At 59.8% G+C, this 11,656-nt stretch carries 13 protein-coding genes; 10 read left to right on the forward strand and 3 right to left on the reverse strand.

Translation table 11 applies throughout. From position 1 onward, the window contains the following. Window positions 1-28: 28 nt before the first annotated feature. Window positions 29-1,558 carry a SulP family inorganic anion transporter gene (locus AC1D19_RS10320; protein WP_477763133.1) on the forward strand — a complete coding sequence of 510 codons (1,530 nt, stop codon included), beginning with the start codon at window positions 29-31 and terminating at the stop codon, window positions 1,556-1,558. Between the two features lie 120 nt (window positions 1,559-1,678). On the opposite strand, the gene AC1D19_RS10325 is transcribed toward AC1D19_RS10320, so the two are convergent. Then, a complete protein-coding gene (locus AC1D19_RS10325; protein ID WP_477763134.1) occupies window positions 1,679-2,329 on the reverse strand; it encodes a hypothetical protein in 651 nt (216 codons plus the stop codon). 370 nt (window positions 2,330-2,699) lie between these two features. Between AC1D19_RS10325 and coxB the strand changes: the two genes are divergently transcribed. The 4 genes from coxB to AC1D19_RS10345 all read left to right on the forward strand — a co-directional run bounded on the left by coxB (window position 2,700) and on the right by AC1D19_RS10345 (window position 7,111). Next, on the forward strand, window positions 2,700-3,827 hold the full coding sequence (gene coxB / locus AC1D19_RS10330; RefSeq protein ID WP_477753439.1) for a cytochrome c oxidase subunit II: 1,128 nt from the start codon (window positions 2,700-2,702) through the stop codon (window positions 3,825-3,827). 82 nt (window positions 3,828-3,909) lie between these two features. After that, window positions 3,910-5,508, forward strand: a complete 1,599-nt coding sequence (ctaD, locus tag AC1D19_RS10335; protein WP_477753438.1) for a cytochrome c oxidase subunit I — start codon at window positions 3,910-3,912, stop codon at window positions 5,506-5,508. Window positions 5,509-5,646: 138 nt separating this feature from the next. Beyond that, window positions 5,647-6,198: a cytochrome c oxidase assembly protein gene (locus tag AC1D19_RS10340; protein ID WP_477753437.1), complete on the forward strand. Its 552-nt coding sequence runs from the start codon at window positions 5,647-5,649 to the stop codon at window positions 6,196-6,198. Between the two features lie 25 nt (window positions 6,199-6,223). After that, a complete protein-coding gene (locus tag AC1D19_RS10345) occupies window positions 6,224-7,111 on the forward strand; it encodes a cytochrome c oxidase subunit 3 (RefSeq protein WP_477753436.1) in 888 nt (295 codons plus the stop codon). Between the two features lie 19 nt (window positions 7,112-7,130). Here the strand turns inward: AC1D19_RS10345 and AC1D19_RS10350 are convergent, their stop codons facing one another. Beyond that, entirely contained in the window at window positions 7,131-7,334 is a 204-nt protein-coding gene (locus AC1D19_RS10350) for a twin transmembrane helix small protein (protein WP_223455081.1), read from the reverse strand. A 71-nt stretch (window positions 7,335-7,405) separates the two neighbouring features. Here AC1D19_RS10350 and AC1D19_RS10355 point away from each other — a divergent pair, with 71 nt between their 5' ends. From AC1D19_RS10355 to AC1D19_RS10375, 5 genes are read left to right on the forward strand one after another with little or no spacing between them, the layout of a single operon-like run. Further along, window positions 7,406-8,146: an SURF1 family protein gene (locus AC1D19_RS10355; RefSeq protein ID WP_477753456.1), complete on the forward strand. Its 741-nt coding sequence runs from the start codon at window positions 7,406-7,408 to the stop codon at window positions 8,144-8,146. Beyond that, on the forward strand, window positions 8,112-8,705 hold the full coding sequence (locus AC1D19_RS10360; RefSeq protein WP_477763135.1) for a hypothetical protein: 594 nt from the start codon (window positions 8,112-8,114) through the stop codon (window positions 8,703-8,705). Before AC1D19_RS10355 ends, AC1D19_RS10360 begins: the two co-directional genes overlap by 35 nt. A gap of 10 nt (window positions 8,706-8,715) precedes the next feature. Further along, a complete protein-coding gene (locus AC1D19_RS10365; protein WP_477753434.1) occupies window positions 8,716-9,789 on the forward strand; it encodes a COX15/CtaA family protein in 1,074 nt (357 codons plus the stop codon). Then, on the forward strand, window positions 9,777-10,676 hold the full coding sequence (gene cyoE, locus AC1D19_RS10370; protein ID WP_477763136.1) for a heme o synthase: 900 nt from the start codon (window positions 9,777-9,779) through the stop codon (window positions 10,674-10,676). The genes AC1D19_RS10365 and cyoE overlap by 13 nt, the downstream gene beginning before the upstream one ends. Next, window positions 10,673-11,308 carry an SCO family protein gene (locus tag AC1D19_RS10375; protein WP_477763137.1) on the forward strand — a complete coding sequence of 212 codons (636 nt, stop codon included), beginning with the start codon at window positions 10,673-10,675 and terminating at the stop codon, window positions 11,306-11,308. Before cyoE ends, AC1D19_RS10375 begins: the two co-directional genes overlap by 4 nt. Window positions 11,309-11,444: 136 nt before the next feature. Here the strand turns inward: AC1D19_RS10375 and AC1D19_RS10380 are convergent. Then, window positions 11,445-11,656, reverse strand: a 212-nt coding sequence (locus tag AC1D19_RS10380; RefSeq protein WP_477763138.1) for an integrase core domain-containing protein, incomplete at its 5' end; no start/stop codon positions are given.

An 11,656-nucleotide genomic window follows, 5' to 3' on the forward strand; every position in this document is an offset into this window, starting at 1 on the left:
GCCTGAAGAAAACTTCGGGAGACTCACCATGCGTGCTGCTCGACTCAAAGCTGTTCTGCCACGGGAGCTGTTGGCTTCGGTGGTTGTTTTTCTTGTCGCCCTGCCCCTGTGCATGGGCATCGCGATTGCCTCGGGGCTGCCGCCGGCGAAAGGGCTGATCACCGGCATCATCGGTGGTCTGGTGGTCGGTTGGTTGGCCGGCTCGCCACTGCAAGTCAGCGGCCCGGCGGCGGGCCTGGCCGTTCTGGTATTCGAGTTGGTCCGCCAGCATGGCATCGCCATGCTCGGGCCGATTCTGTTGCTGGCGGGTTTGCTGCAACTGGTTGCTGGCCGATTGAAGCTGGGCTGCTGGTTTCGGGTGACGGCGCCTGCGGTGGTGTACGGCATGCTGGCCGGGATTGGCGTGCTGATCGTGCTGTCTCAGGTGCATGTAATGCTTGATGCCGTGCCCAAGCCCTCGGGCCTGGATAACCTGGCAGCTTTCCCGGCAGCGCTGGCTCAGGCGTTGCCCACGTTTGGCTGGCAAGCCGGTTTACTCGGTTTGTCGACGATCGCCGTCATGTGGCTGTGGGAGAAATTCCGTCCGCAATCCCTGCGCTTCATTCCCGGCGCGCTACTCGGCGTCGGTCTGGCCACGCTTGCCAGCCTGGTGTTGGCATTGCAGGTCAAACGGGTTGAGGTGCCGGCCAACCTGACGGAGGCCATCGACTGGCTGAAGCCAGCGGATCTGCTCAACCTGGCTGATCCGACCTTGCTGATCGCGGCGTTTGCCGTGGCCTTCATCGCCAGCGCCGAAACCTTGCTCTCAGCCGCCGCGGTTGATCGCATGCACAGCGGTCAGCGCTCGGACTTCGACCGGGAATTGTCGGCGCAAGGTATTGGCAACATGCTGTGTGGCTTGCTTGGGGCGTTGCCGATGACCGGCGTTATCGTGCGCAGCTCGGCGAACGTTCAGGCCGGAGCAACCACGCGGTTTTCAACCATTTTCCACGGCCTGTGGTTGTTGGCGTTCGTGCTGTTGCTGTCCAGCGTGCTGCAAAGCATTCCGGTGGCGAGCCTGGCGGGCGTGCTGGTGTACACCGGTTTCAAATTGGTGGATCTCAAGGTCTTCCGTGGTTTGGGCCGGTATGGTCGGGCGCCGATGTTCACCTATGCGGCAACTGCGCTCGCCATCGTTTTCACGGACCTGCTGACCGGCGTGTTGATTGGCTTCGGCCTGACGCTGGTGAAGCTGGCGCTTAAAGCCTCGCGATTGAAAATCAGCCTGATCGACCTGCCTCAGGAAGGGCAAATGGAATTGCGCCTGGTGGGCGCGGCGACCTTCCTCAAAGTGCCGGCGCTGACCCAGGTGCTGGGCAGCATTGCACCGGGCACAACAGTGCATGTGCCACTCAACAATTTGAGCTACATCGATCACTCGTGTCTGGAACTGCTGGAGGAATGGGGGCGGGCGAATGCGGCCAAGGGTTCGAAGCTGTTGATTGAATCGCGGGGGTTGAAGCGCAGGCTCGAGGGGCGGGTGCGGACGAATACGGGCGTCGGTTCGACAGTGGTTTAACGACAGTCCTTTGTGGGAGCGAGCCTGCTCGCGATGAACGATAACGCGGTCTGCCTGACAAACCGCGTCGACTGAATCGCGAGCAGGCTCGCTCTTACAGGTACTGTGTTGAACTCTGGATCAAGCTGCCGGCTGATCCAGCTCCAGGCCCACGCCCAAACGGCGCGACATGCACGGCCAGCGCTTCCACGCGGCACCGGTGTCCGGGCTGCTGAGCTTGTCGCGGTAGGCTTCCACCGACTCTAGCGCAAAGCTCTCTTCGGTCAACATTTGATCGAACGCGTGATGTACGACTTCGTCCAGTTGGTTGGCAAACTCCTCGCCGATCAATTGGTGAGCAATCAGGTTGGCGACAGTCATGTCCAAGGGGATCAGTGGCTGGCCGAAATGCTTGATGTACAGGTCGTTCACCTCTTCGACAAACCGGTGCGCCAGATAGGCTTCATCCAGCAGGCTGTCGAGCCCGACGTGGCCGTCCATGATGGCTGGCGGCTGGAGGAAGTACTGCTCGGCGATTTCCAGCACCGGTTTGATCTGTGACTCAATGCCCGCTTCCCTGGCGACTTCATTGGCTGCATCCAGCAGATCAGGCACTTCTTCGATGTAGGCGGCGACAAATCGCGTCAGTACGCCGTTGGTATCGGTCTCCGGCAACTGGATCGCCGGGTGTAGATGAGGCAGTTTACTTTCCAGCTGACGCGTCAGCAGGCCGGTCTCGGCTTCATGTTGTTGGGCTTTTTGGATCTGCTCGCGCAATGCGGCGGTGTTCATGAAAACTCCAGGAAACAAGGCAATGAAATAGGGAAGACATAACTTAGCTGGCTTATGAAAAATGCTAAGACGCATTTGTCATAATTATTTCATCCTTGAGACGGCCCCGTTATATCGATTAGCCACCACTCGTCTGCATCCTTCTCCATTCGTGCCTTGCAAAGCAAGTTAATGCTGTCTCAGATGATTTACGCCTTCGCATTGCGAGGTCAGAGGTGCTGTCTATACTCGGGTTGGAATGGAGCTAGCTGATGACGCCCGACTGCATGTGCAGCAAGGCCCGGCGATTCAAGTTCGTAGTCTGATGCAGCCGCTCCCTTGCCGCAGGTGAAAGCCGGCGGGATAACAAGAACGATAAGGGGAACCCGCAATGATGCGACATCCACATGTCTGGATGGGCCTCCTGTTGTGGTCGATTTTCAGTCAGGCGCAAGCGGCCTGGACTGTGAATATGGCGCCTGGAGCGACTGAAATCAGTCACGCAGTATTCGACCTGCACATGACCATTTTCTGGATCTGTGTGGTGATCGGCATCATCGTTTTTGGTGCCATGTTCTGGTCGATGATTCTCCACCGCCGCTCGACCGGGCAGGTGGCCGCCAAATTTCATGAAAGCACCACCGTCGAAATCCTCTGGACCATCGTGCCCTTCCTGATCCTGGTGGCCATGGCGGTTCCCGCTACCGCAACCCTGATCAAGATGTACGACGCCAGCGAGCCGGAGATCGATATACAGATCACCGGCTACCAGTGGAAGTGGCATTACAAATACCTGGGCCAGGACGTCGAGTTCTTCAGCAACCTGACCACCCCCCAGGATCAAATTCACAACAAGGAAACCAAGAGCGAGCACTACCTGCTTGAAGTCGACAAGCCATTGGTGCTGCCGGTCGGCACCAAGGTGCGCTTCCTGGTGACCTCCGCCGACGTGATCCACTCCTGGTGGGTGCCGGCTTTCGCGGTCAAGCGCGATGCGATTCCCGGGTTCGTCAATGAGGCCTGGACCCGCATCGACAAGCCCGGCATCTACCGTGGCCAGTGCGCCGAGTTGTGCGGCAAGGATCACGGCTTCATGCCGACGGTGGTCGAGGTCAAGGAAAAGGCCGATTACGAAAAATGGCTGGCCGATCGCAAGGTCGAGGCCGCGCAGCTCAAAGAGCTGACCAGCAAGGAATGGACGCTCGATGAACTCAAGGATCGCGGCGACAAGGTCTATCACACCACCTGCGTGGCCTGTCACCAGGCCGAAGGCCAGGGCCTGCCGCCGATGTTCCCGGCGCTCAAGGGCTCGAAAATCGCCACCGGGCCAAAAGAGGCTCACCTGAGCCTGGTCTTCCACGGCAAGCCCGGCACCGCCATGGCGGCGTTCGGCAAGCAACTCTCGGAAGTCGATATCGCGGCAGTCGTGACCTATGAACGTAATGCCTGGGGCAACAACAAGGGCGACATGGTCACGCCTAAAGAAGTACTGGAGCTGAAACAGGCGGAAAGCAAATGACCCGGTCTATTGCGCACGTACGGAACCGGTCGGGGCTATGCACCCCGGCCTGCCCAGCCCATCTGTTTGCAGGAGACAGGACATGACTGCTGTAATCGATGAACATGTTCATACCGCCACCGCCACCGACCACGCCCACGGCCCAGCCAAAGGCTTGATGCGCTGGGTGCTGACCACCAACCACAAGGACATTGGCACGCTGTACCTGTGGTTTGCATTCTCCATGTTCCTGCTTGGCGGCTCGTTCGCCATGGTGATCCGTGCCGAGCTGTTCCAGCCGGGACTGCAAATCGTCCAGCCGGAGTTCTTCAACCAGATGACCACCATGCACGGTCTGGTGATGGTCTTCGGTGCAGTGATGCCGGCTTTCGTCGGCCTCGCCAACTGGATGATCCCGCTGATGATCGGCGCGCCGGACATGGCCCTGCCGCGGATGAACAACTTCAGCTTCTGGCTGTTGCCGGCAGCGTTCCTGCTGCTGGTATCGACCCTGTTCACCGCCGGCGGCGGGCCGAACTTCGGCTGGACCTTCTATGCACCGCTGTCGACGACCTACGCGCCGGAAAGCGTGACCTTCTTCATTTTCGCCATTCACTTGATGGGGATCAGTTCGATCATGGGGGCGATCAACGTGATCGCGACCATCCTAAACCTGCGCGCCCCCGGCATGACGTTGATGAAAATGCCGCTGTTCGTCTGGACCTGGCTGATCACCGCGTTCCTGTTGATTGCGGTGATGCCGGTACTGGCGGGCTGCGTGACCATGATGCTGATGGACATCCATTTCGGCACCAGCTTCTTCAGCGCCGCCGGTGGCGGTGACCCGGTGCTGTTCCAGCATGTGTTCTGGTTTTTCGGTCACCCCGAGGTGTACATCATGATCCTGCCGGCCTTCGGTGCCGTCAGCTCGATCATTCCGGCTTTTTCGCGCAAGCCATTGTTCGGCTACACCTCGATGGTCTACGCCACGGCGAGTATCGCGTTCCTGTCGTTCATCGTCTGGGCGCACCACATGTTCGTGGTCGGCATTCCGCTGGTGGGCGAGCTGTTCTTCATGTACGCCACACTGCTGATTGCGGTGCCAACGGGCGTGAAGGTGTTCAACTGGGCCAGCACCATGTGGCAAGGCTCGCTGACGTTCGAGACGCCGATGCTGTTTGCCGTGGCGTTCGTGATCCTGTTCTCCATCGGCGGGTTCTCCGGGTTGATGCTGGCCATCGCCCCGGCGGACTTCCAGTACCAGGACACCTACTTCGTGGTTGCGCACTTCCACTACGTACTGGTGCCGGGGGCGATCTTCGGGATCTTCGCCTCGGCCTACTACTGGATGCCGAAATGGACCGGCCACATGTACGACGAAACCCTCGGCAAGCTGCATTTCTGGCTGTCGTTCATTGGCATGAACATGGCCTTCTTCCCGATGCACTTCGTGGGGCTGGCGGGGATGCCGCGACGGATTCCGGACTACAACCTGCAATTCGCCGACTTCAACATGGTGTCGTCGATCGGTGCATTCATGTTCGGCGCCACGCAGATCTTCTTCCTGTTCATCGTGATCAAGACCATTCGCGGCGGTCCGCCAGCACCGGCCAAACCGTGGGACGGGGCTGAAGGCCTGGAGTGGAGCATCCCGTCACCGGCGCCGTATCACACCTTCACCACGCCGCCGGAAGTGAAATGAATACCTTGGCCACTGTAGGAGCGAGCTCGCTCGCGATGAATGTGAAAGCGACGCGTTTTTCCAGACAGCATGCGTTTTCGTTTACGCCCATCGCGAGCAAGCTCGCTCCTACAAGGGGCACGGTGGAGGCTGGAAACCATGGCTGACTCGATTTCGTTGAGGAAACTGGTCACGCGCCTGCTGACCGTGGTGATTGCGATGTTTGTGTTCGGGTTTGCACTGGTGCCGATCTACGACGTGATGTGCAAGGCCTTTGGCATTAATGGCAAGACCGGCGGGCAGTACGAGGGTGAGCAGACGGTCGACACCTCGCGGCAGGTGCGTGTGCAGTTTCTGTCGACCAACACTGCCGATATGCCCTGGGACTTCTATCCCAAGCACGATGAACTGACAGCCAACCCCGGGGCGGTGAACGAAATGATCTTCATCGCCCACAACCCCACCGATAAGCCGATGAGTGCCCAGGCCGTGCCGAGCATTGCGCCGAGCACCGCGGCAGCGTACTTCCACAAGACCGAATGTTTCTGCTTTACCCAGCAAGTGCTGCAGCCCGGTCAACGGATCGAGATGCCGGTGCGTTTCATCGTTGACCGTGACATGCCCAAGGATGTGAAGCACCTGACGCTGTCTTACACGCTGTTCGATATCACCGCCCGACATCCACCGGTAGCTGTAAACACTGGCGGCTGAGCGTGCCCGATAAGGAGAACAATAAATGGCAACTCATGAACATTATTACGTTCCCGCCCAGAGCAAATGGCCGATCATCGCCACGCTCGGCATGGTCACCACCGTGTACGGCCTGGCCACCTGGTTCAACGATCTGAAAGCGGCGCGCCCGGAATCCCACGGGCCACTGATCTTTTTCGTCGGCGGGTTGCTGCTGGCCTACATGCTGTTCGGCTGGTTCGGCACGGTCATCAAAGAAAGCCGCGGCGGCTTGTACAGCGCGCAGATGGATCGCTCATTCCGTTGGGGCATGAGCTGGTTCATTTTCTCGGAGGTGATGTTCTTCATCGCCTTTTTCGGTGCGCTGTTTTATGTGCGTCACATCTCCGGGCCGGCGCTCGGCGGTGAAGGCGCCAAAGGCATCGCGCATATGCTGTGGCCGAACTTCGAGTTCGTCTGGCCGTTGCTGAACAACCCCGACTCGAAATTGTTTCCGCCGCCCAAGGAAGTCATCAGCCCCTGGGGCCTGCCACTGCTCAACACCGTGTTGCTGGTGAGCTCCAGCGTGACCGTGACCATCGCCCACCATGCCTTGAAAAAGGGCCATCGCGGCGCACTGAAGCTATGGTTGGCGTTCACCGTGTTGCTGGGCTGTGGGTTCCTCACGTTCCAGGCCGAAGAGTACATGCACGCCTACCGCGAGCTGGGCCTGACCCTGGGCTCGGGCATCTACGGTGCGACATTCTTCATGCTCACCGGGTTCCACGGCGCCCACGTGACCATTGGCACCATCATCCTGTTCGTGATGCTGATGCGGATCATGCGCGGGCACTTCGACAGCGAGCACCAGTTCGGCTTCGAAGCGGCGAGCTGGTACTGGCACTTCGTGGATGTGGTGTGGATCGGGCTGTTCGTTTTCGTCTATGTGCTCTAAAGCAGCTTGTAGGAGCGAGCTACCACGGGACATGGGAGACCAGTTGGCCGCTGAAAAACCCCCAGGCGATCAGACCGAGGGTAAGGGCGGCCAGCGTCACCCGCACACTCAAGGCAATGACGAGGCGGTTTGAGCGGCTGTCGTCCTTGACCAGAAAAAACAGGCCGCTGAACAGGCTGACAACCGTGGCAATCAGCATCAGGACGATGGCTGCTTTGAGCATGGTGAGACTCCGGGGGACAAGCGATGCATTTGAGTATAGCTATCGCGATGACCAGACTTTCTGGCTATGCCATGAAGTGCTTTCGGCCGGGTATCGTGCCAACGCTTGTGGTGGCGCTGTTGCTGCCGCTGCTGGTGTCCCTGGGGTTCTGGCAGTTGAGCCGGGGCGCGGAGAAAAGCGCGCTGCTGCAAACCTACGCCGAGCGCCGTGTCGCCGAGCCGATGGCCAGCACCGAACTGCAACACACTACAGACCCGGCCTTCCGCCGGGTTCGCCTGCACGGCCAGTTCGATGTCGAACACAGCCTGCTGCTGGACAACAGTCAACGCAACGGCAGGGTTGGTGTCGAGCTGTTGCAACCGTTTCACGATCAGGCCAGCGGGCTCTGGCTGCTGGTCAATCGCGGCTGGCTGCCGTGGCCGGAGCGCCGCACGCCACCCCAATTCAAGACACCCACCGAAGCGGTCAGCCTCGACGCGTGGGTCTACGTCTCCCCCGGTGCGACGTTCCAATTGCACGCAGATCCCACAACGTCGACATGGCCGAAGCTGATTACGGCCGTTGAGCCAAACAAACTCTGGACAGTACTGAACCGCGAAGGCTTTGCCTTTGAGCTACGCGCCGAAACCGGCCCCGCCACCTATCAGGCCGACTGGCCGGTGGTAGCCATGGGCCCGGAAAAACACATCGCTTATGCCGTGCAGTGGTTCGCCATGGCGATCGCCCTGTTCGGTCTTTATCTCTATCTCGGCTGGCACAATGCAAAGGAGAAACACCATGGGAGCGGCCATGAATCCACCCAGCATGTCTGAGGCGAAACCTTCGGTGAACCGGCGCAAGGGCCGCATGCAACTGCTGTTGATTTTGCTCGGGGTGATCGGTCCTATGATCCTCGCCACCGGCATGTACAAGCTGAATTTCTGGGTGCCCGAGGGCCGCAGTTATCACGGCGAACTGATCGGCAACGGCCAGACCCGCGCCGATATCGGCGTGCAGGCCCAGGAAGATCGCTGGCAGATGCTGGTGACGGCGCCCAAGGATTGCGCGGTGGACTGCCAGCAACTGGTGTATCTGGCGCGGCAGATCCAGATCGGCCTCGGCCGCGATGCGTCCCGCGCCAGCCATGCATTGGCCGCCACGCAGACGCTGAACAGCGATTACGAGACTAAACTTCAACGCGAGTACCCGCAGTTGCAACGCTATTCACTGGACTTGCCTGCCTACACAAAAGGCGCTCAGAGCAATGATGCGCCGCACCTGTGGATCATCGACCCCCACGGCAATCTGGTGCTGCGCTACGACCCGTCGGTGAAGGGCAAGGACCTGCTCAACGACCTGCGTCACCTGCTGAAACTGTCGAATATCGGATAAGGGCATCGTCATGGCCAAACCTGGATTTCGCCTCGCGTTGTTTGCCACCTTGCTGGCACTGATTGTGGTGTTGCTCGGCGCCTACACCCGCCTGACCCACGCCGGCCTCGGCTGCCCGGACTGGCCCGGCTGCTACGGCTTCATCAGCGTGCCGAAAAGCGAAGCCCAGCTGGCCCATGCCGAATTGCATTTTCCGGACACTCCAGTCGAGGCCCACAAGGGCTGGAACGAGATGATCCACCGCTACTTCGCCGGCACGCTGGGGATATTGATCACGGTGTTGGCCGGTCGTGCGTGGTTGCATCGCCGCCATCCGGGGCAACCGGTGAAGTTGCCGTTGTTTCTGTTGGCGGTGGTTTTTGGCCAGGCCGCGTTCGGTATGTGGACGGTAACGCTCAAACTTTGGCCGCAGGTGGTCACCGGGCATTTGCTTGGCGGTTTCGCGACCTTGAGCCTGTTGTTTCTGTTGACCTTGCGCCTGTCCGGCGTATTGCCGGCGCTGACCGTGCCGCGACGTCTGCAGCACTGGGCGACTGCCGGACTGCTGCTGGTGATCGGGCAAATCGCCCTCGGTGGTTGGGTCAGTTCCAATTACGCCGCCGTGGCCTGTATCGACTTTCCTACTTGCCACGGCCAATGGCTGCCGCCTGCCGACTTCGCCAATGGCTTTCACCTGACCCAACACATCGGTCCGAACTATCTCGGCGGGCAACTGGACAGCGATGCCCGTACGGCCATTCACCTGACCCATCGCATCGGTGCATTGCTGGTCACCCTGGTGTTGCTCGGTCTGGCCTGGCAATTGAAGGTTGTCGGCATGACGCGCCTGGCAGGTCTGGTGCTGATTGCCCTTGGTGCACAAATCACACTGGGCATCAGCAACGTGCTGTTCCATCTGCCGCTGCCAGTGGCCGTCGCGCATAACGCGGGCGGCGCGGCGCTGTTGCTGACCATGGTGCTGGTCAATTACCACGCCAGAACCAGTCTGGTCCGGGTCAAACAGCCAATGCGCTGGCACTTCAGCCCACGTAAACACTCAGCCGGGCCCATAACAATAAAAGGAGAGATGCCATGGCGATTCTGATCGGCGAACGTCCCAGTCAGGCGATCTGGCGTGACTACCTGGAGCTGACCAAACCCAAAGTCGTGGTGCTGATGCTCATCACTTCACTGGTGGGGATGTTCCTCGCGACCCGTGCCGGCGTGCCGTGGACGGTGCTGATTTTCGGCAACCTGGGCATCGCTTTGTGTGCCGGTGGCGCGGCGGCGGTCAATCATGTGGTGGACCGGCGCATCGATGCGATCATGGCGCGCACCCACAAACGGCCGCTCGCCGAAGGCCGGGTTTCGCCGGCCGCCGCGCTGACGTTCGCGCTGGTATTGGCGCTCCTCGGACAAGCCCTGCTGCTGGCGTTTACCAACCCGCTGACTGCGTGGCTGACCCTCGCCTCGTTGCTCGGCTACGCGGTGATCTACACCGGATTCCTCAAGCGCGCGACCCCGCAGAACATCGTCATCGGTGGTCTGGCCGGCGCCGCCCCGCCGTTGCTCGGCTGGACCGCCGCCACCGGCCACGTCAGCGCCGAACCGCTGCTGCTGGTGCTGATCATCTTCGCCTGGACCCCGCCGCACTTCTGGGCACTGGCGATCCATCGCAAGGAGGAATACGCCAAGGCCGACATCCCGATGCTGCCGGTCACCCATGGCGTGCACTACACCAAGATTCATATCCTGCTGTATACCTTCGCGTTGCTCGCTGTCAGCCTGATGCCTTACGTGATCCACATGAGCGGTATGCTGTACCTGGCGTGTGCGCTCGGGCTGGGTGCGCGATTTCTGCAATGGGCCGTGGTGTTGTACCGTGGCACTCGGCCGCACGCGGCGATCAACACGTTCAAGTACTCTATTTACTACTTGTTCTTGCTGTTTATCGCCCTGCTCGTAGACCACTACTTACTGTTGAACCTATGACTCGAACCCAGAAAACCGTCTTCATTCTCGTTGCCCTGGTCGCACTGATCCTGGGCCTGACCGTCAACAAGGTGCTATCCGGGAAGAATCAGGGCGATCCTACAGCGCTGATCGACGCCGGCATCATTTTGCTGCCGCAGAGCCGTAATCTGCCGGACGTGACGATGACCAATCAGGACGGCCAGCCGGTCGCGATCAATGAATTGAAAGGCAAGTGGAGCCTGCTGTTCTTCGGCTACACCTTCTGCCCGGACATCTGCCCGACCACCCTCGCCCAGCTGCGACAGATCAAGAGCGAGTTGCCGCCAGAAGCGGTGGATAAACTGCAAATCGTGCTGGTCAGCATCGACCCCAATCGCGATACGCCCAAGCAGCTCAAGCAGTACCTGGGTTACTTTGACCCACAGTTCATCGGCCTGACCCCAGTGTCGACCGAAGAGCTGCAAAAGGTCGCCAACGCGGTGAGCATTCCGTTCATTCCGGCGGACACCAGCAAGCCGAACTACACCGTTGACCACAGCGGCAACCTCGCGGTGATCGGGCCGGACGGCACCCAGCGCGGCTTCATCCGCGCGCCGTTGAATAATGCGAAGTTGGTGGCGCAATTGCCGGTGATGCTCAAACGCCCGTAGGAGCGGGCTTGCCCGCGAAAGCGATCTGACTGACACAGAAATGTTGGATGTGCCGACGCCTTCGCGGGCAAGCCCGCTCCTACAGTTTCGGTCGTCCAGTGTCTAGTCCTGAAATAGGTTTACACCTGTTTCAGCCTCAAAACGCCCGATGCACCGCATCGGGCGTTTTGTATTTCAGCGACAGATGAGGCCGCTCGTTGTTATAGATCTGCACCGACTCGTCCACCATCCGGATGGCCTCTGCAAAATCTTTGGGGCGATGCAGCAATAACTCGTTTTTCAAAATCCCGTTCACACGCTCAGCCAACGCATTTTGGTAGCAGTCGTAGCCATCGGTCATTGAGCAGG

The sequence above is a fragment of the Pseudomonas sp. P1_C12 genome (genome assembly GCF_056406435.1).